The sequence below is a fragment of the Moraxella sp. CTOTU48268 genome, from assembly GCF_032069585.1.
In the GTDB taxonomy this organism is placed as follows: domain Bacteria; phylum Pseudomonadota; class Gammaproteobacteria; order Pseudomonadales; family Moraxellaceae; genus Faucicola; species Faucicola cinerea.
In genome coordinates, this window is record NZ_DAMALV010000019.1 from 1 (window position 1) to 24,825 (window position 24,825).

The window sequence follows — 24,825 nt, forward strand, 5'->3', positions numbered from 1 at the left end:
ATTTACAGCGGTTACCGAGCGCGAACCCAGATCCATCACCGCGCCTTGATTGGCACCCGACAAATAGGACATTTTTTTACCATCATTGCTGATGCGCCCCATACTGCTCAGTCCGCCGCCCGTCAAGCGTTGTTCACTACCGGTTGCCAGATTATAGAGATAAATTTGACCTTTATTACCGCCTTTTTTACCACCGGCTCTATCTGAAGTATAGACAAATGATTGCCCATCAGGTGCCCAACTAGGATAAATAGCCCCCACAGGGTCATTGGTCAAGCGACGAGAATTGCCACCTTGCGCCAAATAAATCTGCGGTATGCCATTCTCAAAACTGCTACTAAATATCACACGACCATCTTTACTCACGGATGCGCCATAATTCATGGCTTTAAAATTCGTCAAATTGCTGACTGCCCCGCTGACAATATTGGCAGACATGACCTGCGGATAGCCTAGCGTGTCGGGCTGAACTTGAAAAGTGAAGGTTTGATTGTCAGCAGAGGTATTTAGGGTTTTAATGGTACCGTTAAACTCATAAATCACTTTTGGGTTAAACCCATCCACGTCAGAAATGACCAAACGTGAGACACGGTTTTTGGGCTTGCCTGTTTCAACCACATACGCAATGCGCCCAGAAAAATCGCCTTTGATGCCTGTCAATATCTCATAGATACGGTCAGCAACCTTATGCCCTGCCATACGCAAACTTTGTGAGTTATTTTTGGTGGTGACGGTTTGCAGACCCTGCATCACCTCGCCTGTCGCCACATTAATCACTTCAAAATTAATTTCAACATTGCCACGGTTGCTGCGCGTATTGCCGACCACCAAATAAGGGACGGCGTTATGCTGCCAGACAGGCAAAGTGACTTCACGACTGCTATGAGGCCGCTCTGGTAAATTACTATCTAAGGTAAATTGCCCCAAATTGGTCAAATCATTGGTGATGATGCCCGAGATACTCTCTGCCCCTGCAAATGGTACGATGGCGACTTGCAAGTTAGAGCGTGGTGCCTGCTTGACTAGGGTAAAGTCAACATTGTCGGCAGCGTTTGCTAGAGTTGGCATCGCAGTAGTAACCAAAGCAATGACTGCCGCTTTCAAAAGAGTATGGTTCATAATTAGCCTGCAATATTTATAATTATTAAAAAAGTGGTTTTAAAATAATAGCATTGTTTTAATCGCCAAAAAAGATTGGGCAAGGCTAGGCGCTACAACACTGTTTAGCTTTACTATTTGACTTTACTATTTAGCTCTAAAATTGCCCGTCATGCTTCTTGCGCCATTTGGCGGGGGCGGCAGCGGGCTTGATTGGTTGATTGCTTGTTGTAAGCTTGCTTTAAAAGCGGCATCACTACTGCCGCGAATAGTGATATTACTAATTGTACCATCCGCAGCAATGCTAAATGACGCCGTTAATGAATTGCCATTACTATTGGTTGGTACATTCCAGTTTGCATCAATCATCGCCATGACTTGGCTGACATAGCCTGCCGAGCTCCCACCCGATGCACCACCACGCCTGCTAGAACCTTGACCGCCAGATGATTGTGATTGCGCTGCACCTGTAGATTGACCATCTTTACCCAAATCCAGTGATTTTATATTATTGTCACTTTGCCGCTCGCTATTGGCAGTGAGATTTTTATTATAGGCGGCATTGTTGGCGCGTATTTCGTTTTTTACCTCATCAATATTACTTTCGGCAATTTTATAATCTTGCAAATTTCGCTGCTGGGTTTCATTGCGCTGGTTTAATTCATCAATCACGCTCTGTCTTTCAGCTGCTACTTCTCGGTCTAGCTTTTCAGCAAACAGCGCCTGCTCTTTTTCCCATTTCGCCTGCTTGGCGGCTAACGTATTTTTAACCGTTTCAATTTGATTGGTTGAGGTCGAATGGGGCGTATTCATTGGCACAGTTGATAGGGTTTGCGAATTTAAAGACGGTGTGTGAGCGTCAGCCATCTCGCCAGCCGTGGATTGGTTTTGCGCAAGCGCATTTTGTTGGTTGGCTTTGATTTGCCCTTCCATTGCCGACAACTGCTCAGGGGTAATCAACGAGGTTTCCATGGGCGCTGGCGGGGTGTTATGATAAAAGAAAAACAATAACCCAACCACCAAGGCATGGGCAATGGCACTGAGCACAATCGCCCATACCGGGTAATCAGGTGTTTTGACGGGTACATAGACTGAGGTCACTTCAGCATACATCGTCTCAGTATTTCCTTGTGTTAGCAAAAATGTTCAATCAAAAATTAAAAGGTCATCGTATTAGAAGGCTACTTGATTAAAAGGCTACTTCATTAAAAAGCCACTTGATTAAAAGGTTACTTGCTGGCTGGTTTTGGTGGTGCCGTTAACAAGCCAACCTTTTGAATGCCCGCTTGCTGCAAGTTTGCCATTAATTGGATAATATCCCCATATTGGTTATTCTGATCGGCATTAATCATCACATTGACATTGGGCTTTCCATCGAACTGGTATTGAGGCTGAGATTGTAAGTTATTCAAAGTCGCAATTAACGCCTCTTCGCTCATTGGCTCATCGGTTTTGTCTTGGGTACTTAAATACAGTTGCCCATCGGATTTTAGTGACACAATCATCGGTAACTGCGTGCCTTGCTGTAGTGATTTGGTTTGCGCTTTTGGCAAATCAATATCTACCCCCGTCGTTAGCATGGGCGCGGTCACCATAAATATAACAAGCAGCACCAACATAACATCAATATAAGGCACCACATTCATACTCGCATTGAGTTTTTGAGGACGGTTACGGCTGTAAGGGTTTGCTTTCATAGTGTCAAGTTGTTCAATAAAATTTATCTAACGTTCATTTAGCCATTTAGCGTTTAGCATTTATCTAGCGAGCGGAGGCATCATGGCAGATGAATTAAGCCCTGTCGGTAAGTTGGTAGTCGTATCCACAGTTTGTCGCAGCAACATGCCTGTCATCTCATCACAGAACAAGCTACGACTTTGATAAACTTTATCGTTTTTTGCGGTAAAGTGGTTGAAAGCCAGTGCCGCTGGAATCGCAGCAAACAACCCGAGCGCCGTGGCAATCAAGGCTTCGGCAATACCAGGGGCAACCGCAGCCAGTGTGGCTTGCGCAGAAGTCGATAAGCCCATAAAAGCCGTCATAATCCCCCAGACCGTACCAAGCAGACCGATATATGGCGAGACCGAAGCAATACTGGCTAGTAACGGCAATCCTTGCTCAAGCTCGAGTTGCTGACGCCCTAAGCCAACGCGAAGTTTGCGCTCGACGCCTTCAATGATTTCACTACGGGCTTGGGTGTTTTTGAGCAGTTTTAAAAACTCACTAAAGCCAATAAAAAAGATTTGCTCAAGTCCACTTCTATCAGGATTACCTTGAACGCCTTTGTATAGGGTTGGCAATTCAACCCCGGACCAAAAGGTTTGCTCAAAATAATTATCGGCGCGCGTGGCAACTGCCAAGCGACTACTTAAACGAAAAATAGTGACCCAACACAACAAAGAAGCAAATAATAAAATGCCCATGATAATTTTGACGAAAATACTGGCGTGCGTTACCAAACTAACAAGATCAATCGAGCCTTCCATAAAGTTATGCTTCCCCAACCATCTAAATCACTAAATATAAATCACTAAATATAAATCACTAAATATTTTGATGCCAGCTTGTCAACAGCTCGCCAGCCATACCCGATTAAAACCAAAAACTAGTGCAATTATAAGATCGAGCACTAGAATTTACATAAGCATATTGTAACCAATAACATCTGCTAATCGTATAAAAACTTTTGGTAGATTTTATCAAGCAGCTTGACGGTCAAAGTATTAGAAATCCCCGCAGGTGACAAGGCTGCCATCAGTTGATTTTGGCGCGGGCTTCAGCTTTATAGGTGTCGCTGTGTTCTACTCTTTTCTTACTCATGGTAAACTCTGGTTTAGGATGCAAGTTTAGCAAATATTTTTCTTCCGTTTTTTTAAGCATACCTCAAAAATTTTAAAATATTTTTTGTATAAAGCGTTAAGCTAAAGAATAGAGCTTTGACTTTATACAGATAATTGTTTAATTTAAGGGAGGAAAACACCCTCAGAAAAATTTTAGCTAATTCAATATTATAATATAGGAGATACAAATGGCTATTTCACTTAATAAAGGCGGTAACTTATCCCTGTCAAAAACAGATCCAAGCTTAACACGGTTATTAATTGGTCTAGGTTGGGATGAGCGTGCCACATCAGGGGCAGAATTTGACTTAGATGCCAGCGTATTTTTGCTTAATAATATGGGCAAAGTACGCGGCGACCATGATTTTATTTTTTATAACCAACTAAAATCTGACAACGGTGCTGTTGAACACACCGGGGACAACCGCTCAGGGGCAGGTGACGGTGATGACGAAGTGATCAAAGTCAACCTGTCACAAGTACCAGCCGATATTGAAAAAATTGCTGTCACTGTGACCATCCACGATGCCCAAGCTCGTAATCAAAACTTTGGTCAAGTATCCAATGCCTTCATTCGTGTGGTCAATGAAGAAACAGGGGCAGAGGTAGTACGGTTTGACTTAGCAGAAGACTACTCCATCGAAACTGCGATGGTATTTGGCGAAGTCTATAAACACAATGGAGAATGGAAATTTCGTGCGGTGGGTCAAGGCTATGCAGGTGGCTTAGCAGCTATGTGCCAACAATATGGCGTAAATATTGGCTAAATCGGATTTTAAGCAGCAATTTACCATTAAAATAATGATAAAAACTCATTAAATAAAGGATATGAAGATGGCGGTTAGTCTACAAAAAGGACAAAAAATTTCACTTGATAAAGAAGCAGGCACGGCACTGACTCGTATCAAAATGGGTCTAGGATGGGATGTTGCATCCACCCCAAAATCCGGTGGCTTTTTGGGCAGTCTATTTGGTGGCGGCGGTAGTAATGATAGTATCGATTTGGATGCATCTTGCATCATGTTTGACGCGAGCAAACAGCCCATCGATGCAATTTGGTTTGGTCAACTGCAGTCAAAGGACGGTAGTATCGTCCATACAGGCGATAACCGCACAGGCGCAGGGGATGGCGATGATGAAGTCATCAATGTCGATTTATCTCGTGTCCCTGCTCATGTACAGTCACTGGTATTTACCGTGAATAGCTTTACGGGTCAAACGTTTGAAAAAGTTGCCAATGCGTTTTGTCGTATCGTTAATGCCGGCAATAATAGCGAAGTGGCTCGCTATAACTTATCAGCTCAAGGCAGTCATACCGCGCTGATTTTAGCAAAGATTTATCGCCACAATGGTGAATGGAAAATGCATGCCATTGGCGAAATTGCCAGTGGTCGTACCTTTCATGATTTGATGCCGGCCATTACACCACATGCCTAAATTTAAATTGTAGATAAAAATGCCCTATTTGCTGTCAATGGGGTATTTTTTTATTCAGATAATAAAAAAAATAATAAGGACAAACGATGCCAACGTTGGTACCTGGGGCAAACACGCCTATCCCCCACACGCCTTGCCAAGTGGTAGTAACCAGCCAAAATGCCAATCGTTTTGGGATTGAGATGGGCTGCGTTTGGATAGCGATGGATGCGAGTCGCCGAGCAACTACCAGTCCTGCTTATCTGCATGAAAGCAAAGATTGGGCGGCGGTGACAGTCGAGAGTGACAAAAGCCATGTTTGGACATTAGACTTAGCCCATGTATTTGCTCAGAATCAAACCCAGCATCTGCAACTGATCGTGTATGCTTACCAAGACGCTAGTGTGATTGCCCCAGCGGTGGAAGTCAATGATCTGGGTATCAAAGTCGCTAGCGATATTGACTATACGTTTCATACGCCAGAGCGCCATATTAAAGCCAGTATTGTACTAGAGATTTATCAGCGCAATGGGCAGTACAAGTGCCGTGCCCTTGCGGAAACATCTAGTCAAAGTCTAGCCAGTTTTGCCGAACGTTTACAAATCAGCCTTGACGCCCGTTACCCTAATAACATGACGACAGGCAACGTTTTGCACGCCATACCAGACAACAGACGTCCTCGCCCTCAGGCAGGTGACACTTGGACTGGGACGGCTTTTGCAATTGATCCCTATCATTTACTCACTTGTGAGCATGTGGTGGACGGGGCAACGCAAATCGCACTGCGTCAACAAGGTTATCCCGACATGGAATGCCAAGTGGTGCTGGCAGATGAAGGTAGTGATACAGCGTTACTTAAAGTTAATCAGCCTTTACCAAGTTATCTGCCCGTGCGAGAACGGGGCTATGACTTGCTGGGTGAGCAGATTACCACGCTTGGTTTTCCGCTAACAGGTCTTGGTAGTCAATTACAAGTCACCCAAGGCAATATCGCAGGGCTACAAGGCATTGGCAATGATATTCGTTTTCTGCAGTTTACTGCGCCAATTCAGCCTGGCTCAAGTGGCAGTCCGCTTCTACTTCCCACAGGCGAAGTCGTTGGTATGGTTACCCATACCATTACCAACGCCCAAAATATGAACTATGCCGTCAAATATCAATTATTATCTGCGCTTTTGACAAGCGGCGGTCTTAATGTGAGCGAGCTTACTCACAATATTAGCCAAACACCCCTATCCACGCCTCAGATTACCAAACAGAGTAAATCTGCTTTGTGGTTAGTTGGCTGTGGGGCGTGACAGCTTTTTATCAGACTGAACTTATCGAAGTCAGCAGAGAAGATATACAATCAAAAAAGTTAACACTCTAGACGCATAAAGATTAAAAAATCACTCAATCAAGCGCTAAAGCTGCAGCAGATGGCTAAATGTGTCTGGATTTTTGGTGGCTATTCACGGGTCGGCAATAAAATGCTGTGTTTGGGTATAAGATTGTGCCTCTGATTTGATTAGTGCCAACCATTCATTGGCAATGACGGGATGCGACTGAAAATATGCCATCATCCAATGGGCTAACGGCGTAGGCACGGGCACAAATTGGGTGGAAGGCAAAATGGATTGGGTGCCATGGGTTTCATCACTGTCATACACAAGCTCAACCTGCGGATTTTTTTGAATAATTTCTACCCCGGTAATCTGCCAATTGGTAAAAGCATTATCAATCGCATAGGGCAACGATTCTGCTTGAGATAATTTTGATTGTAGATAGATGGGCTCAAATGTTTTGATGGTATTCACCCAATGCAAGCGTAATGCAATGTCAGGGTGTTGATAAAACACCACCAATTTGCCAGCAAACTTTATTTGCCAAGGATTGACAACTTGGTTGGGATGAATGCCAAGCATTTGCGCAAATTGCTCTCGAGTCAGCAATCGATCAAAGCTTGCTAACAATTGACCATTTAACGGATGCTGCAGTTTGAGTAAGTCGGATAAATACTCATAATGGTAAATGAATTTCATAGGCAAGTGCTGTGAAATAACCCCATCCGTCACTTGACACCTATGCACTTTCCACTGCGGCATGGTATCGGTGATAAGCGCAAGCAAATCTATGATTGTGTTATTGTTTGTACTCTTGGCTATAGTTTGTGTATTAACATCCGTTTGAGTGACTGGCAAGGGATTTCCTTTTAAATGATTTGTCTATCTAAATGGTTTGTTTATCTAAATGATTTTTTTCATCATAATAACTTCATTATAAAACTTTTTTCATTTATTTGAGCCAAAAAAAATCATTACATGGTGAAATGTAATGATTACTCAAAAAAACTGTGGTAGTTAAAAGTTACAGTTAATAATAAGCAGCGTTTAGCAATAAGGCGACCGCTAAAAAGAACCAAATCATAAAGACGGTACTAAGCCATTTACGATGATAGCGCCAAGACTCATCATCGATTTTATTATCGGTTGCCCAATCATCCACTAAATCATCTTTGGCTGATTTTTTTGGTAGCTTTGCAGACTTTTTAACGCTATGTTTAATCCGCAAGTCTTTGGTTAATTGATTGTCCTCATCTTGCATAGTAAAGAAATTAGACGGGCAATCTGCCAAATATGTTTGCTGACTATCGTAGCGCGGTAATAGGGATTTAATAGTTGCCTGACTATAATCACTCTCACCCACGTCACCAAAAACTAATTGAGACGCCATACTTTGAGATGTTAGGCCCCTCCTTATATTATCATGTGTTTTGTTCATTTTCATGTAAAATACCCCTTTTTGATAGCTAACATTATAGGGATATCGTGCTTTAATTTAAGCATAGGTTTAATTGTGGTTTTGTTATACTTAGCTAACTTGTATTAGCAAATGTGCAGATTTGAAACCGTTTGTAAACCGCTAATAGTTAAACTTGCGCCCTCTTAATTTATAATTTTTGGCACCCATGATTTGTACTAGGATGGAAAATTTTTATTTAACCTGTAGATTTAAAAAAATTATCTTCTATCGATAAATATTTGTTGCTCAGAGGCTTTGACAAAGTCTTCATAAGAAACCACCCCTTGACTATTAGAGGCATTCGTTGTTGGCTTGCTGCCTATCTGCGCGCGCTCATTTGAACCTTGAGTTGGGGAGTTGGGATTTGGGGTATCGGGATTTGGGCTATTGTAATTAGCGGGCGTCTGATTAGGCACACTTGGTGTGTTAGCGAGCGTGTCTGACACTTGATTGGTTGTTGTAGCGGGATTGACGTTGGCTGGCGCAGGGGGTTGCGGGGTGGAAGCCACGCCGTTTCCTAATTGCTCACCGGTAATTACCACCGCTTCTGTTCTTAAATTCTCTGGTTGAGTGGTCGAGGCGGCAACCGCTGAAGCAGTTGCAGGCAATATCTGGGCCGATTGGTTAGGTTTTGCTGCCGTCACAATGACATTGTTTTGAGCCTCTCTACTATTTTTCATCACTTGATAACTGTGATAACTCTGATAACTGGGCACAACGACTTGGGTTAACAAACCGATGAGTGAGATGACTAAAAGCGGAATCAATACCATCAGTACCGTTTTTAACTGGGTAGCAGGTCTAGCAGGTAAGCCATAATAATTGGCGCCTGCCGTCCCTTCGACTGCTAACAAGTAAAGGTAAACTAAGATATTTACCCCAGGCACTAGCATCAATAGCGCAAGCCACCCTGTTTTGTTAAGGTCATTGAAGCGCCGTTTGCTAACGGCAAGCTGTAGATAAAACAAAACCGCCACACCCACACTACTTGCACCAAGCAAACTCATCGGCAACTGCTCAATACTGGCATTTACCATGCCTTGAAAGCCACCAATCATCACAAATAGCAAAGCGACCAGCATTAGTGCTATCAACGCATTAAAGGTGGAATACGCTAAAAACTGAACACGGCTAACCCGACCGTGCCAATCAAAAAACCGACGATTATTAAAGCCTTCATGTATCTCGGTTAACGTGACAAAAGACGTACCAGCTTCAGTTTCAATTATTTCATCAACTTGATGCACATTATCGAAATTGGGTTCAATGGGCGGTAAAGACTGGGCTTTTTTTGGCTTGGGTAAACGGATGGCCATAATGAGCAACTTAATCTAGAGGTTTAAAATTTTTTTTAGCGTAAGGTTTTAGCGTCATATTTTTAACGTAGTATTTCCCAAATTTTATAATATATTGGTTAGAATATCTTGAAATGGCGACATAAATTTGACATTTTTTGTAACATTGATTTAATGGTTTGGCTTAATAGTAAATTTATTGAATGAGTAAATAATTTTTAACCCCGATAACACAACGCTGTAATGATCATTGAGTATTAATATGGATATTTCCCAACTTACCTATTTTGTGGTAGTGGCAAAAGCAGGTAGTTTTAGCCAAGCTGCCAAAACATTGGCTATATCACAGCCATCGTTAAGCCGCCATGTCCAGCAACTTGAAAGCGAGCTGGGTGTCGAACTGCTGGATCGCTATCACCGCCCAATGACCTTAACCACAGCAGGGCATTTTTTTTTGGCACAGATTGAGCCAATATTGTTGCAACTTGAGCAAGCCAGTGAGTTGACTCAGCGCTTTGCACAGCCATATCGAAACAATCATCTTACGATTGGATTTGTCGCCTCAGTGCTGTACGGTTTGTTGCCTGAGATTATTTCTACAGTCAAACAGCGACATCCCAATTTGGATATCAAGCTGGTCGAAATCAATTCGGAGCAGCAAATGTCAGCGCTAAAGTCGGGGGACATCGATGTGGGATTTGGAAGATTTCGGCACAGTGACAACTTTGTGCAACAGATATTTTTACGTCATGAACGCTTTGTGGTGGCGCTGCCGATGGCGCACCCATTGGCATCACGCCCGGATGATATCGGCATCGCATTTAAGGAGCTGCTAGAAGATACCCTCATTTTGTATCATCGCACGCCCTTGCCAATCCTGCAAAATCCGCTATTTAATGGCGAAACTGACCAACTCATGTATTTGTTTGCCCGCCATCAGTTGTCACCTCATTTGACCACCAAGGTGCGCGATATCCAAATTGCTTTGGGCTTGGTGGCGGCAGGTGAAGGCATTACCTTAGTGCCTGATAGTTTAAAAACCGTCCGTACCGAGCAAATTCATTATCATCGTCTACGCCACGAAGATGCGACAACCCCGATTTTTATGAATGTACTGGCACACCAATCCAATCCGTATATTGATGATTTACTGCAGGCAACTTACCAAGTGTATGAAGCTAAAGGCATTACCTACTCTAATCAATCCTTGAATTAAATACAGTTATATTAAAGGCTCTTATATTTAAGCCTCTAGTAAGATTTTATTCGCTTAGGCTAAATTGACGTTCTTGGTTGACACGGCTGATAAATTGTTGGGTAAATGCTTGATAATCCACGTCCGCAAAATCTGCTAGACGCAACATGGTCATGCCGGCATAGCCACAAGGGTTAATCATTTGAAACGGGGTCAAATCATTTTGTACATTGATGGCGATGCCATGATAACTAAAGCCGTGTTTTATCTTAAAGCCCAGTGACGCAATTTTACCAAGTTCTAAATCGTCTTGGTTATACACATACACCCCTGGTGCATCCGCACGCGCTTTGGCATAAAAATCTGGCGGCAAATAAGGCGTGATGACATCAATGATGATGTTTTCAGCTTTACTGACCAAATCGCGCACTCCCCACCTCAACGCATTTAAATCAAATAAAAAATACACCACCAACTGCCCATGACCGTGCCAAGTGACTTGACCGCCACGATCGGTGTGGATGATGGGGGTATTATCTCTTTGCAAAATATGTTCAGGTTTGCCCGCTTGACCCAGTGTAAACACATTATCATGATCTACAATCCATAACTCATCAGCGCTAAGCTGCGCCTGCTCACTGCTGGCAGATTTTTTTTGCTCGATACGCGATAACACGCGTGCCAGCATCGCTGCATGGGTGGGTTCATATTGAGCGTTTTGCAAATATTTAATTTCTAATGGTAACATCGCATTTCCTTGCAGTAGCTTTTTGAGTTTATGTGACAAACCGCTTATTTGTCGTTTGTAGCAGTAAGAGTGACTTTGTCCAGTTGTAAAAGAGATTTTTGCAGTACTGGCTGATAATCAGTCATATCACGCTGTGCGACTGAGCCAAAATTTGTTAATTGACTGGTTAATTGACTGACTGGCATCAGCATTGCAGGGTTGGCGATGCCGCTTTTTGCAAAACCGATGGCTAAACTGGCGTTATCGCCACCCAAATAAAAATCTTTGATGGTAAGTTGATCGTCAGTCGGCGTATGGTTGTTCTCATTGTCATTAGGTGAACTGGTTGCAAAATCCAGCGTTAAGTCCTGCTTTTCTTGAGTGACTAAGCTCAACTCGTCATAGCCTCTATCCGCAAGATAAAGCGTATCTTTGCCACCGCCCACATTGATGATGGTATCATGACCAAATCCTTTGGTGAAATAATATAAATCATTGCCCGTGCCACCCACTAGCACATCATCACCGGCATTGCCGATGAGCACATCATCATCAGCACCGGCTAGCAGCCTATCTTGACCGCTATTACCCACTAACACATCGTCCCCCTGACTACCCCATAATAAATCCCCTACGTCCTGCTGTCCAAGCACAGAACCGTCAATATGGTGATTGATAATGACGTCATTAGCTAAGGTGCCAAAATACTGGTTAGCTTTATTAGCAAGGGATTTGGCTTCATAACTGTTCCAATCCAGTGGCTTGCCAAATGCTTGCTGATAATCTTGCGATATACGCGAACCAGTAAAACGGTTATTCAAGAACACCAAGGTATTGTATTCATCATATGTATAAAGTGGCGCGTGAAACTGCCCACTGGGCAACATGCTTTGATTAAGGACTGCCAATTGGGTTATTTTGTCTTTTTCACTGATTGCTTGGCGCATGATTTCATCGACTTCAGTAAACACATCTTTATCTTGCGGTTTTGCCGCGTTATCGAGCCAAAGCGGTTTTTTAAAGGTGGTATAACCCAATTCTTTTGCCACCAAAAACTCATAATAAGTTGCCTCACCCTCCGCTTTGGCGCGTGCCATTCCATAGGCTTGTGGCGTATCAAATTGATACAAATTGTCTTTATCACTATTGATTTGTTGGTATTGACCGGTTGCGTGTCCTAGCTCATGGGCGATGTTCAAAAAATTTTTGTAACTTTTCGCAATATGAATGGTATTGCCGTAGGTTTTTGCGCCGACACCGACGGTGGTATCCTGCTCATCAATGAGTAAGTTACCTTGAAATCGATTGAGCAAATTGACCAAGGTAGGCGATTTTTCGATATCTTGGACATTAAACCCCGACTGAACCAGATAGACATTGTTGGGATTGTTCAGATCTAACGCAGGCATGACCTTCCTTTACGTAAGTGGCTTTTTAGGTAGTTTTTTTAAGAGGCTTTCTTTACCTGTTTTTTTTAACTGCTTTTTTAAGCGGATTTTCTATCAAGTAACGCTTAATGACAGCAAAAAGTGAGTTTTATAGCGGCATTGACTCATGCACAGTTATTGCACAGACGCTATCGTCGGATAAAGGTATAGTAAGCAATATAAATTTTCAAAAACGTCAGCAAGCTTAATCAAATTTTCAGCCGGCTGTTAACGCGCTATTATAGCGCAACTAATGACTTAAAATGCCTTAAACAGGAAACAGGGGGCATTTAACCGCCAAATTAGTAATGCCTATAAAAATGGAAAAATTATGAAAATCGAAAACTCTTATGCCACGCTCGATCCAAGACTGTATCATAAACAACCCCCCAAACCGCTCACCAACCCGCAAGCAGGGCATTTTAATCCGCAAGTCGCCCACCAAATTGGTTGGGCAGATGATGAGTTTTTAAGGCAGCATTGGGTTGAAATCTTGGGCGGCGACATCGTTCCCGACGGCTTTGAACCATTAGCCATGGCGTATGCTGGACACCAATTTGGGCAATGGGCAGGGCAATTAGGCGATGGTCGTGGCCTATTACTCGCTCAGGTAATCGATAAAGACGGACAATTGACCGATTTGCATCTAAAAGGCGCAGGATTAACCCCCTACTCGCGAATGGGGGATGGTCGTGCGGTGATTCGAAGCGTCGTGCGAGAGTATTTGGCAGGTCATGCGCTTAATTGCTTGGGCATTCGGTCTAGCAACGCACTGGGTTTTGTGGTTTCAGATACCCCTGTCAACCGTGAGACACGAGAACGCGGCGCTGCGCTACTACGTACCGCAGATTGTCATATTCGCTTTGGGCATTTTGAATGGGTGGCAAATTATGCGCCTGACTTATTGCTGTATTTTACCCGTTATGTCATCAAAACTTATTTCGCCGACTGTTTTGACAGTGACACACCCATTCAAGATTTTTTGAGACAAGTGGTTGATAAAACTGCCAAAACCCTCGCTGATTGGCAGCTGATTGGCTTTGCCCATGGGGTCATGAATACCGACAATTTATCTATCACAGGCGCGACCATCGATTTTGGTCCTTATGGCTTTATGGAGCGCTTTAATCCGATTTGGATCAACAACCATTCTGATTACAACGGGCGTTATGTTTATCAAAATCAGCCTTCCATTGGACTTTGGAATTTGTCACGTCTGATTACCTTATTTTTACGCCTTAATGGCGAAAAACTGACGACCAATCATCCGCCAGAAACCTTGTCGCGCGAGCATTTGACCGACATTTTAGATAGTTTTGGTGAGATTTTTTATCAGTATTATCAGCAAGGTCTCTGCCAAAAATTTGGCTTACCCATTAGTGAAGAAAACTGTGACTTTGTTTTGCAATATTTAGAGATCATGCAGCAAAACAAACTTGACTTTACCAACAGCTTGCGCGCGCTGGTAGCAATCGTTGCTGAAGCCAAACCTAATGATAAATTAAACCTATTACATGAATTTAATTTACTTAATCAGTTGAAAATTTCAATTAGCAGCGGTAACGGTCAACCCAATGCCACCTTAGCGGACTGGATTGCTACCTACCATACCAAATTACAGCAGGATTCTTTGCAGTTGGTAATGAGCCACAATCCAGTGTATGTCCTAAGAAACAGCATGGCACAGCAAGCCATTGAATTGGCTGAACAAAATGACATGAGCGAGATGGATAGACTGTATCAGCTACTGGCTAATCCTTACCAAGTTAGTGCATTAGCCAAACCGAGTGACACCGAGCCACCGTTGGCAGATGCGCCTGAAATATGCGTCAGCTGCTCATCTTGAGATGATAGCCTAGGTCGGTAGCGCGATTTTTTACCTAACTAGTTTTATTTTTTGCCGGTACTCAACTAGTCATCAATCTGTCAATAGTGCTAGAATAGCGAACACTACGATTCGAAAACGACTGTCGCAACGAAGGATATTATGGATAAATTATCGCCGACCAACAATGGCTTATCAGACAAAGAATTATTTGAACAAGCCGCCTTGCATTATCATGCCAATCCACGCCCAGGTAAAATTTCTGTTACCCCCATCAAGGCACTTGCCAACCAACGGGATTTGGCACTTGCCTATTCGCCTGGCGTTGCCGTACCTTGTCTAGAAATTGAAAAAGACCCCAAAAAAGCCGCGCTTTATACCGCTCGTAGCAACTTAGTTGGTGTGGTGACAAATGGTACCGCTGTTCTAGGATTGGGCAATATCGGTCCTTTGGCGTCAAAACCTGTGATGGAAGGTAAAGGCGTGCTGTTCAAAAAATTTGCCGGCATTGATGTGTTTGACATTGAAGTGGCACAAAACGATCCAGATAAATTCATCGAAGCGATTGCCTCTTTAGAGCCCACCTTCGGCGGTATCAATCTTGAAGATATCAAAGCCCCTGAGTGTTTTTATATTGAAAAAGAACTGCGTAAACGCATGAATATTCCTGTGTTCCATGATGACCAACATGGCACCGCGATTATTGCGTCTGCCGCGTTATTAAACGCGCTACAAATTACCGGCAAAAAAATCGAAGAAATCAAAATTGTGGTATCTGGTGCAGGTGCTGCAGCGATTTCTTGTTTGGATTTGATTTGTGCGTTGGGCGCCAAAAAAGAACACATCTTTGTAGGCGATTCAAAAGGCATCATCACCAGCAACCGGGCAAACCTCGATGAGTCAAAACAGCGTTATGCCCGCGATACCGAAGCCAAAACCTTATCGGATGTGATTGAAGGCGCGGACATGTTCTTAGGTCTCTCTGCCGCTGGCATGCTGACCCAAGATATGGTAAAACGCATGGCGCAAGATCCCATTATCTTTGCCCTCGCCAATCCAAACCCAGAAATCCTACCTGAAGACGCCAAAGCGGTGCGTCCCGATGCGATTATCGCCACAGGTCGCTCTGACTATCCAAACCAAGTAAACAACGCACTATGTTTCCCCTATATCTTCCGTGGGGCGCTTGACGTCGGTGCCACAACCGTTAACGAAGAAATGAAAATTGCTTGCGTGCGAGCTATTGCTGCCATGGCACATGTGGAAGCCACCCCACAAAAAGGTCAAAAAACGGTGGATGAAACCCAACGTTTTGGTCGTGAATACTTAATTCCGGGGCCGTTAGAGCCAAATTTGATTTTGGAGATTGCACCAGCGGTTGCCAAAGCGGCGATGGATTCTGGCGTTGCCACGCTACCCATCGAAAACATGCGTGCTTATCGCGATAAACTCTCAGAGTTCGTTTATAACTCTGCGTTCCTAATGAAACCTATTTTCACCCGTGCCAAACAAGAACCAAAACGTATCGTTTACTGTGAAGGTGAGGATGAAAACGTATTACGGGCAGTGCAAGTTGTGGTGGATGAAGGCTTGGCAAAACCTATCTTGGTCGGTCGTCCAACCATTATTGCCAACCAAATCCAACGGTTGGGCTTACGTATGGTGGCGGGTGAAAATTATGACCTAGTCAACATCGAAAGCGACCCACGTTACAAAGACTACTGGCAGTTTTATTATGAGATGAACAAACGCAATGGTGTGACGGTTGAATTGGCACGTCGTGATGTTCGCCGTAAAACTTCTTTGATTGGCGCGCTAATGGTTGAACGTGGCGATGCTGACGGTATGATTTGTGGTACTTTTGGTTCATACCACTTGCACTTAAACTACGTGCAAAACGTCATCAAAAAACAAGCAGATGCTAAAGATTTTTATGCGTTAAATGCCTTATTGATTCAAGGTCGTAACTTGTTCATTGCTGACACTTATGTGCATGAAGACCCAAGCGCTGAACAACTAGCAGAAATGACAGTATTAGCAGCGCAAGAAGTCCGCCGCTTTGGTCTTGAACCGCGTGTGGCATTGTTATCACATTCAAACTTTGGTTCATCTGACTTTGAAAGCGCCAAAAAAATGCGTCAAGTCTATGATTTACTGACCGATATGAATGTTGATTTTGAGTTTGACGGTGAAATGCATGGTGATACCGCGCTTGATGACCGTATCCGCCATACCTCATTCCCATTTAGCAAGTTGACAGGTTCAGCCAACCTACTCATCATGCCAGACTTAGATGCGGCTAACATCGCATTTAACTTGCTAAAAACGGCGACCAATAGTGTCACTGTCGGTCCATTGTTATTGGGAGCGCAACGACCTGTACATATCTTGACATCTTCTGCGACAGCACGTCGTATCGTCAACATGACTGCTGTAGCGGTAACGCAAGCGCAAGAATTGGCAAAATAATTTTGTGTTGATTGATAAAACCAGTTTAGTGCTCTAAACTGGTTTTTTTATGGGTTTAATTTAGATAAAACATCGGGGTGGTCATGCAAGTTTATTTGGTCGGTGGTGCGGTACGCGATTATGTATTAGCGCGCGAGGTCACTGAACACGATTATGTGGTAGTCGGCGCAACGCCTGAGCAGATGCTTGAATTGGGATTTTCGCAGGTAGGTGCCGATTTTCCGGTTTTTTTACATCCAAAGACCCATGACGAATATGCACTGGCTCGCACGGAACGCAAAAGCGGTAACGGCTATCTTGGTTTTAAGGTATACGCTGACGCCGCCGTCACCTTAGAAGAAGATTTAATCAGGCGCGATCTCACCATCAATGCCATGGCCATACAAGTTAATGGCTTGTTTGACTGCAGTTTTAAACGGGGCAAATTTGATGCGCGCGATATTATCGACCCGTATGGTGGCTTAGCAGATATTAACCAAAAAAAATTACGCCATGTGTCCGCCGCTTTTGCAGAAGATCCGGTACGCGTATTGCGCCTTGCTCGTTTTGCCAGTCGTTATGCGCCACTTGGATTTACAGTCGATGAATCAACCACGAAACTTACCAGCCAAATGAAGGCCGCAGGTGAGCTGAGTCATCTTGTCGCTGAGCGGGTATGGTCAGAGACGTCAAAAGCATTAACGCAGGCTTGGTCGGATATTTATTTTGACACGCTTTATCAGCTCAATGTCCTCGATGTCATTATGCCAAAACTGTATCAAGCATCCAATAATAATCCTAGCCAATGGCAATTGATGTTATCTGCTCTGCGCATGGCGGGAGAGCAACAAGCGGACAACATCATGAAGTTTGCTTTGGTTGCAACCTGCTTTAAGTCTGATCAGCAACACAATAACCCAACCACTGAGTATTTAGAATTTTGCCAAGGTTTAAAGGTACCAAAAAACACTGAGCGATTGGGGTTATTTATTCTTGAGCACTTTGATGAATTAAAAAATTTTAATCACTTAACTGCAGACCAATTGTTTGCGCTGTTAAGATTAAGTAATAGCCTTAAAGATACCTCACTTTTAGAGCAAGCCTTGAAAGTCGTTCATCTTTATCAACAGGTCAAACAAACCGCGCTATTAACCACCATCAAAACACAATTAACTCAAATTTCTGCCAAAGATGTGGCAAGCGAGCTGACCGGCAAAGAGATCGGTGAAGCCATTGACAAGTTAAGGTTGCAAAAACTTGAGGAAATTTTAAATCAGCCACGATAAAGGAAGCATCATGACGACAACGACAGCAATAGCAACAAAGACCCAACTAACCCATGTGTTAGTATTAAATGGTCCCAATCTTAATTTGCTTGGCAAGCGAGAACCAGAAATCTACGGATTTCAAACCCTACAAAATATTGAAGATGATATAAGACAATTAGCCAGCAATCATCAAGTCAAACTCACCTGTTTTCAAACAAATCAAGAATCTGCCCTCATTGATAAAATCCATCATCACGGTTTGTTGACCACAAATCCTGACGAGCAGATTGACGCGATTATCATCAATCCCGCTGCCTTTACTCACACATCGGTGGCAATTCGCGATGCGCTACTCGCCGTAAATAAACCTTTTATAGAAGTTCATCTTTCCAATATCCACACGCGTGAGCCATTTCGACAGCATTCTTATTTTAGTGACAAAGCTGAAGCCGTCATCTGTGGTATGGGCGCTTTTGGTTATACCGCAGCGTTTAATTATTTGGTTCAGAAATATCAGTAGCAATACAATCTAGCCTAAAATCAATAGCAACATGGCAGCAAATTTTAAGTGTACAAACGTACACAAATATACCCTGCTATATCTATTTATTTTAGAAAAATCTTGTTACAATACGGCAATCTATGAATTAGTAGTCTATAAAGCGTATAATTTTAAGGTAGTTAGGATATGGATATAAGTAAAATCAAACAACTTATTGACTTAATGGAAGAGCGAACGTTAGCAGAATTAACCGTACAAGATGGCGATAAAAAGGTCTCTATTTCCCGCCATTTACCCCAAGCGAATGTTCAACCCGTCACAGCAACTACAGCCACCACGACAACCGCTAATGCTGCCCCTGTAAAATCTGGCATGGTAGAAACATCACCGATGGTTGGGGTGTATTATGTTGCACCGAGTCCTAATGACGCGCCATTTATCAAGGTCGGTCAACAAGTACAAGCAGGCGATAGTTTAGGCATTATTGAAGCCATGAAAATTATGAACCCGCTTGAAGCAACCCAAAGCGGTATCATTGCAGAAATCTTGGTACAAAACGGCGATGTGGTGCAATTTGGTCAACCGATTGTCCGTTACGAGTCTTAATTTTTAACTTTTTTGTCTATTTGAAGTTTGATTATCGATAAAAATTAGGGATAGCAATGATAAAAAAATTACTGATCGCCAATCGTGGTGAAATTGCACTTCGCATTGTTCGCGCTTGTAAGCAGCTTGGCATCCAAACGGTGGGCGTCTACTCAACTGCAGATGACAACTTGATGCACCTTCGATTCGTTGACGAATCCATCTGTATTGGCAAGCCAAATGCCAGTCAAAGCTATCTCAATATCGATACTATCTTAACAGCCGCAGAAATCTCTGGCGCTGATGCCATTCACCCAGGCTATGGGTTTTTATCTGAAAATGCTGAATTTGCCGAACGCGTGGAAGAGGCAGGGCTAACCTTCGTAGGTCCTGCGCCTGAGCACATTCGCTTAATGGGTAACAAAATATCCGCTATCAACGCCATGAAAAAAGCCGGTGTGCCTACCGTCCCTGGCTCAGTGGGTAGCGTCACTCTGGCTAACGCTGAAGAACAAGCTAAAGCCATTGGTTTTCCCCTGTTAATCAAAGCGGCAGCGGGTGGTGGTGGTCGTGGTATGCGCGTGGTTGAACGCCTTGAGCAGTTATTGTCTCAAGTACAAGCCGCCAAACAAGAAGCCGAATTGTGGTTTGGGGATGATAGCGTCTATATGGAGCGCTTTTTAAAAAATCCACGCCACGTCGAAGTGCAAGTTTTAGGTGATGGCGAAGGCAATGCCATTCATTTATTTGATCGCGATTGCTCGCTACAACGTCGTCACCAAAAAGTGCTTGAAGAAGCCCCTGCCCCAGAGATTCCTGATGATATCAAAGAGCCCATTTTGCAAGCTTGCGTCCGCGCTTGTGAGCAAATTAACTATCGCGGTGCAGGGACGTTTGAATTTTTATATGAAGACGAGCAATTTTTCTTTATTGAGATGAATACCCGCGTACAGGTTGAGCACCCTGTCACCGAGATGATTACCGGCATTGATGTGGTGGTTGAACAACTCAAAATCGCATCTGGCTATGGGTTATCGTATCGTCAAAACGAAATAGAAATTCGCGGTCATGCCATCGAGTGCCGTATCAATGCCGAAGACCCTGTGACTTTCATGCCCTCACCGGGTACGGTGACCCACTTTTTTATGCCAAACGGTAGCGGTGTACGTTTTGACTCGCACCTTTATCCCAACTATGCTATTCCAACCTTTTACGACTCATTGATTGGCAAATTAATCTGTCATGGGCAAACCCGTGAACAAGCGATTGCCAAGCTTCGTCATGCCCTTGATGAGCTGATTATCACCGGCATAAAAACCAATGTGCCGTTGCATCGCGATGTAATTTTGCAAGATAAGGCATTTTGTAAACAAGCACAAAACATTCATTATCTAGAAAAAAACTTATTATCCCAGCCAGATGCGTCAAAAACCGAAAAAGAATAAATTTAACGGTTAAAAAAAGAGGGTCATTTGAGCCTCTTTTTTTTATGCAATTTTAATTCATCGCCAAATTTTTCAGAGATGCCTTAAGCAGACTTTGGATGGTTAACGGTGAATCAATGGCAGATTTTGCCAGTTTTATCGCAGCTTGCGCTTCTTTATCGCGATAACCTAGTGCAATTAACCCCGCTTCGACTTCAGCAATAATAATGCCCTCATTACCATTATCGGTCTCTAATGGCAATGAAGGGGCAAAACCTGACGTATCACCTAAGTGCTTGATTTTGTCTTTTAATTCAACAATCAATCGCTGTGCGGTTTTTTTGCCAACCCCTGGGATACGCGTCAATGCCAGCTCATCATTGTTCATCACAAACTGGTGCAACTCCTGCACCGTTACGGTTGACATCATTGCCAACGCCATCTTTGCCCCCACCCCATTGACTTTAAGCAACAGTCTAAACACTTCCCGATCGCTATGGCTTAAAAACCCAAATAACAACTGAGCATCCTCGCGTACCAAAAAATGTGTCCACAAGGTGACGGACTGATTTAATTGTACTTGGCAAAATGCATTGAGCGGCATCTCAATTTCATACCCAACGCCCGCTGTTGTCATCACCACTACCGTAGGTGCCATTAGATGATGCACTTGCCCTTGAATTAATCCTATCATTGATAACTCACTACAAATAATTTAATCCAATAAAAAAGTGGGCAACCTCAGTCAACCCACTTAAATGTCATGCTCTCTTGAATGTCATGCTTTTTAGTCATTTGCTAAAACTTTAGTTCTAGTGTTTAGTTATAGAAACTAACCATTTTTTCTAGACTAATTGGGCGAATTTTATCCGCATTACCCGCCGTACCAAATGCGGTATAGCGATCGATACAAACCGCTTTCATGGCATCGATGGTTTTGGCAAAATATTTGCGTGGGTCAAATTCTGCTGGGTTTTCAGCGAGGAATTTGCGAATGGCACCCGTTGATGCTAAACGTAAATCGGTGTCGATATTGACTTTACGTACACCATGTTTGATGGCTTCTACGATTTGCTCAACTGGCACACCATAAGTCTCACCGATATTGCCGCCATTTTCATTAATCACTTTGAGCCATTCTTGTGGCACACTTGAAGAGCCATGCATCACGAGGTGAGTATTAGGAATGCGGGCATGAATCTCTTTAATACGTGCAATCGATAAGATATCATCGGTAGGTGGTCGGGTAAATTTATACGCCCCATGGCTAGTGCCGACTGCAATCGCAAGTGCATCCACATGGGTATCGTTAACAAATTGCTCAGCTTCATCGGCACTGGTTAACAGCTGTGAGTGGTCAAGTTTACCTTCTGCCCCTACGCCATCTTCTTCACCAGCCATACCCGTTTCAAGACTACCTAAAACGCCAATTTCACCTTCTACTGATACGCCACAAGCGTGAGAGAGTTTTACCACTTCACGCGTCACTGCCACATTATAATCATAATCTGCAGGGGTTTTACCATCACTTTTTAACGAGCCATCCATCATCACCGATGAAAAACCCAGTTGGATTGAGCGTTGGCAAACCTCTGGACTGGTACCATGGTCTTGGTGCATAACCACTGGAATATGTGGCCACTCTTCAATGGCAGACAAAATAAGATGGCGTAAAAATGGAGCACCCGCGTATTTGCGTGCGCCTGCCGAGGCTTGCACAATTACGGGTGAATTGGTTTCATCGGCTGCCATCATAATGGCACGCATTTGCTCTAAGTTATTGACGTTAAATGCAGGAACACCATAGTTGTTTTCTGCTGCATGGTCTAAAAGCTGACGCAAAGAAATCAAAGCCATATTACTTTCTCTTAGTAAAGTTAATAATCAATTGAAAATTTTAGAAAAACTGGGTTTTGCCGTGTTGGACAAGGCTTGAGTATAACAGAAGTGCACTACAATTTGAATTCAAAAAAAATAACTTTGCGATGATAGATATCATGACAACATGCCTAACCCAATCAAAAAGCCCCAAAATAATTTTGGGGCTCTTTTAGAGTAAATGCTAAAATTAATATTTTTGTTTTTCTGGTACCGTGGTTTGGATATCAGTGTTGCTATTTGCTGCATCGTTTTTAACCGCTTCTGCACCTTGTGCTACATTGGCTGCACCAGTCGCTACAGCAGAGGCTACGTTTTCGGTAGCTTGGGCGGCACCATTGGCAACAGCTTCAGTCGCGTTGATTGCTGCGCCTTGGGCAACCGCGGCACCCGTGGTAGCAGCACTGGCAACTGCGTCACCTGCATTTGCTGTTGCGCTAGCGGCACTTGCAGTCGCATCTTTAATGTCTTGACCCGCTGCGCTCGCTGCAGCTTCAGGCTGACCGTTAGCTGCGGCTTCTTCCGTTTTTTTACTACACGCAGTAATTGATAAAGTGGCTAATAAAGTTGCCAATACTAAATTACGTTTTAACATATTCATTCCTTAAACGCCAAACATATGGGTATACATACTTGCATAATATCTTATCGACAATATATTTTTAGTGCAATTAATTACAATGTTTAAAATACAAATATTAACTTAACATTACATTAATTCAGCCATGATAAATTTAAATCGCTGAATTAATGATAATGATTATTAGAATTTAGGCACGTTGGCTCAGTGCGTGCACGGCAGGTAATGTTTTACCTTCCACAAATTCTAAGAACGCCCCGCCCCCTGTTGATGTGTAGCTTACTTTATCGGCGACCTTGTATTTATCAATCGCAGCGAGCGTATCACCACCGCCTGCAATGCTAAAGCCTGCACTTGCTGCGACTGCTTCACTGACGATTTTGGTACCTTCACCAAATTTATCGACTTCAAATACGCCGACAGGTCCATTCCATAAGATGGTTTTGGCATTTTTAATCGCATCGGCAAGTTTCGCCGCACTGTTTGCACTAATGTCTAGAATCATTTCATCATCTGCAATGGTATCGACCGATTTGGTTACGGCATCGGCAGATTCTAGCGAGCCCAAAAAATCATCAAAATCAATCTGTGATTTTTGGGCGACGACCACTTCGTCAGGTAGCAATACATTGGTTTCTTGCATAATGCTTTTCGCCGTTTCTACCATGTCCGCTTCATATAGCGATGCACCGACATTGGCACCTTTGGCTGCCAAGAATGTATTGGCAATACCACCACCCACAATGATTTGGTCACAGATTTTTGCCAATGATTTAAGCACATCCAATTTGGTAGAAACTTTCGAGCCACCAACAATCGCAAGCATGGGCTTGGCCGGGTTATCTAAAGCTTTGGCTAATGCATCAAGTTCTGCCGCCAATAATGGGCCTGCACAGGCAATCTTTGCTTTGGCGATAACGCCTTCTGTCGACGCTTCAGCACGGTGAGCAGTACCAAAAGCATCCATCACAAATACATCACATAAAGCGGCGTAGCGTTCAGATAAAGCGGCATCATTTTTCTTCTCACCCGCATTAAAACGTACATTTTCCAGTAGCACAACTTCACCTGGGGCTACTGTCACATTATTTTGGGCATAATCGGTCACTAATTTGACAGGTTTGCCCAGAGCATCACCCAAATAATCTGCGACTGGCTGCAATGAATATTTGGCTTCAGGGTTTGATGGGTCGGGGCGACCTAGATGTGAACAAACGATAACCGCTGCGCCTTTATCTAAAGCCAACTGAATGGTGGGTAAGCTTGCTTTTAAGCGGGCATCATTGGCAATTTTGCCATCTTTTAACGGTACATTTAAATCTTCGCGAATCAAAACTGTTTTGCCAGAAACATCAATATCGTTTAAACGAGCAAATTGCATGGATTAACCTCTAAGTTAACAACAGGATGGTGACCCGTAGGGGTTGATAAAACGTCGTCACATGACAACAAAAATTGAATAAAAAAATAAGCGTAGATTAGCATATTTTGAGTATTTTTAACATTATTGATGCTATCAACTAATGCTGCGCGCGG

23 protein-coding genes are annotated in these 24,825 nt (G+C 43.3%); 10 read left to right on the forward strand and 13 right to left on the reverse strand.

Annotation, left to right across the window (positions count from 1 at the left end):
• From RT143_RS07730 to tolQ, 4 genes are all read right to left on the reverse strand, one after another.
• Positions 1–1,119: TolB periplasmic receptor (locus RT143_RS07730; RefSeq protein WP_313092245.1), on the reverse strand; the 1,119-nt coding region annotated here is incomplete at its 3' end.
• A gap of 126 nt (positions 1,120–1,245) precedes the next feature.
• Entirely contained in the window at positions 1,246–2,238 is a 993-nt protein-coding gene (gene tolA / locus RT143_RS07735) for a cell envelope integrity protein TolA (protein WP_313092246.1), read from the reverse strand.
• An 89-nt stretch (positions 2,239–2,327) separates the two neighbouring features.
• The gene (gene tolR, locus RT143_RS07740) at positions 2,328–2,795 is read right to left on the reverse strand and encodes a protein TolR (RefSeq protein ID WP_313092248.1); all 468 of its coding nucleotides are present in this window, start codon (positions 2,793–2,795) and stop codon (positions 2,328–2,330) included.
• 60 nt (positions 2,796–2,855) lie between these two features.
• The gene (gene tolQ / locus RT143_RS07745; RefSeq protein ID WP_313092249.1) at positions 2,856–3,584 is read right to left on the reverse strand and encodes a protein TolQ; all 729 of its coding nucleotides are present in this window, start codon (positions 3,582–3,584) and stop codon (positions 2,856–2,858) included.
• 542 nt (positions 3,585–4,126) lie between these two features.
• Between tolQ and RT143_RS07750 the strand changes: the two genes are divergently transcribed.
• The 3 genes from RT143_RS07750 to RT143_RS07760 all read left to right on the forward strand — a co-directional run bounded on the left by RT143_RS07750 (position 4,127) and on the right by RT143_RS07760 (position 6,652).
• Complete coding sequence (locus tag RT143_RS07750; RefSeq protein WP_219299496.1) at positions 4,127–4,705, forward strand: TerD family protein; 579 nt, start codon at positions 4,127–4,129, stop codon at positions 4,703–4,705.
• Positions 4,706–4,772: 67 nt separating this feature from the next.
• The gene (locus RT143_RS07755; RefSeq protein ID WP_007116711.1) at positions 4,773–5,375 is read left to right on the forward strand and encodes a TerD family protein; all 603 of its coding nucleotides are present in this window, start codon (positions 4,773–4,775) and stop codon (positions 5,373–5,375) included.
• An 86-nt stretch (positions 5,376–5,461) separates the two neighbouring features.
• Positions 5,462–6,652 carry a S1 family peptidase gene (locus RT143_RS07760; protein WP_313092251.1) on the forward strand — a complete coding sequence of 397 codons (1,191 nt, stop codon included), beginning with the start codon at positions 5,462–5,464 and terminating at the stop codon, positions 6,650–6,652.
• A gap of 153 nt (positions 6,653–6,805) precedes the next feature.
• Here the strand turns inward: RT143_RS07760 and RT143_RS07765 are convergent, their stop codons facing one another.
• The 3 genes from RT143_RS07765 to RT143_RS07775 form a co-directional block, all read right to left on the reverse strand.
• Complete coding sequence (locus tag RT143_RS07765) at positions 6,806–7,534, reverse strand: hypothetical protein (RefSeq protein WP_313092253.1); 729 nt, start codon at positions 7,532–7,534, stop codon at positions 6,806–6,808.
• Positions 7,535–7,706: 172 nt separating this feature from the next.
• Positions 7,707–8,066, reverse strand: a complete 360-nt coding sequence (locus RT143_RS07770; protein ID WP_050324409.1) for a hypothetical protein — start codon at positions 8,064–8,066, stop codon at positions 7,707–7,709.
• 287 nt (positions 8,067–8,353) lie between these two features.
• Complete coding sequence (locus RT143_RS07775) at positions 8,354–9,451, reverse strand: DUF805 domain-containing protein (RefSeq protein WP_313092255.1); 1,098 nt, start codon at positions 9,449–9,451, stop codon at positions 8,354–8,356.
• Between the two features lie 241 nt (positions 9,452–9,692).
• On the opposite strand from RT143_RS07775, the gene RT143_RS07780 reads away from it, so the two are divergent.
• Positions 9,693–10,646: a LysR family transcriptional regulator gene (locus RT143_RS07780; RefSeq protein WP_313092256.1), complete on the forward strand. Its 954-nt coding sequence runs from the start codon at positions 9,693–9,695 to the stop codon at positions 10,644–10,646.
• Between the two features lie 46 nt (positions 10,647–10,692).
• Here RT143_RS07780 and lipB read toward each other — a convergent pair whose 3' ends face one another.
• Both lipB and RT143_RS07790 read right to left on the reverse strand, forming a co-directional pair.
• The gene (gene lipB / locus RT143_RS07785; protein ID WP_313092258.1) at positions 10,693–11,373 is read right to left on the reverse strand and encodes a lipoyl(octanoyl) transferase LipB; all 681 of its coding nucleotides are present in this window, start codon (positions 11,371–11,373) and stop codon (positions 10,693–10,695) included.
• Between the two features lie 44 nt (positions 11,374–11,417).
• On the reverse strand, positions 11,418–12,761 hold the full coding sequence (locus tag RT143_RS07790) for a calcium-binding protein (protein ID WP_313092260.1): 1,344 nt from the start codon (positions 12,759–12,761) through the stop codon (positions 11,418–11,420).
• 349 nt (positions 12,762–13,110) lie between these two features.
• On the opposite strand from RT143_RS07790, the gene RT143_RS07795 reads away from it, so the two are divergent.
• The 6 genes from RT143_RS07795 (at position 13,111) to accC (ending at position 20,852) form a co-directional block, all read left to right on the forward strand.
• Positions 13,111–14,625: a protein adenylyltransferase SelO gene (locus RT143_RS07795; RefSeq protein WP_313092262.1), complete on the forward strand. Its 1,515-nt coding sequence runs from the start codon at positions 13,111–13,113 to the stop codon at positions 14,623–14,625.
• Between the two features lie 141 nt (positions 14,626–14,766).
• Entirely contained in the window at positions 14,767–17,073 is a 2,307-nt protein-coding gene (locus tag RT143_RS07800; RefSeq protein WP_313092263.1) for an NADP-dependent malic enzyme, read from the forward strand.
• Between the two features lie 83 nt (positions 17,074–17,156).
• Positions 17,157–18,338, forward strand: a complete 1,182-nt coding sequence (locus RT143_RS07805) for a tRNA nucleotidyltransferase/poly(A) polymerase-related protein (protein WP_313092264.1) — start codon at positions 17,157–17,159, stop codon at positions 18,336–18,338.
• Between the two features lie 10 nt (positions 18,339–18,348).
• Positions 18,349–18,840, forward strand: a complete 492-nt coding sequence (gene aroQ / locus RT143_RS07810) for a type II 3-dehydroquinate dehydratase (protein ID WP_313092265.1) — start codon at positions 18,349–18,351, stop codon at positions 18,838–18,840.
• A gap of 168 nt (positions 18,841–19,008) precedes the next feature.
• Positions 19,009–19,428 (forward strand): acetyl-CoA carboxylase biotin carboxyl carrier protein, encoded by a 420-nt coding sequence (locus RT143_RS07815; protein WP_060995000.1) that lies wholly within the window; start codon positions 19,009–19,011, stop codon positions 19,426–19,428.
• A gap of 56 nt (positions 19,429–19,484) precedes the next feature.
• Positions 19,485–20,852 carry an acetyl-CoA carboxylase biotin carboxylase subunit gene (gene accC / locus RT143_RS07820; protein WP_313092267.1) on the forward strand — a complete coding sequence of 456 codons (1,368 nt, stop codon included), beginning with the start codon at positions 19,485–19,487 and terminating at the stop codon, positions 20,850–20,852.
• 52 nt (positions 20,853–20,904) lie between these two features.
• On the opposite strand, the gene ruvA is transcribed toward accC, so the two are convergent.
• The 4 genes from ruvA to RT143_RS07840 all read right to left on the reverse strand — a co-directional run bounded on the left by ruvA (position 20,905) and on the right by RT143_RS07840 (position 24,670).
• Complete coding sequence (gene ruvA / locus RT143_RS07825; protein WP_313092269.1) at positions 20,905–21,525, reverse strand: Holliday junction branch migration protein RuvA; 621 nt, start codon at positions 21,523–21,525, stop codon at positions 20,905–20,907.
• Between the two features lie 125 nt (positions 21,526–21,650).
• Positions 21,651–22,688, reverse strand: a complete 1,038-nt coding sequence (gene fba / locus RT143_RS07830) for a class II fructose-bisphosphate aldolase (protein ID WP_007116726.1) — start codon at positions 22,686–22,688, stop codon at positions 21,651–21,653.
• 211 nt (positions 22,689–22,899) lie between these two features.
• Positions 22,900–23,304: a hypothetical protein gene (locus RT143_RS07835; RefSeq protein WP_007116727.1), complete on the reverse strand. Its 405-nt coding sequence runs from the start codon at positions 23,302–23,304 to the stop codon at positions 22,900–22,902.
• A gap of 175 nt (positions 23,305–23,479) precedes the next feature.
• Entirely contained in the window at positions 23,480–24,670 is a 1,191-nt protein-coding gene (locus RT143_RS07840; protein ID WP_313092271.1) for a phosphoglycerate kinase, read from the reverse strand.
• Positions 24,671–24,825 lie beyond the last annotated feature (155 nt).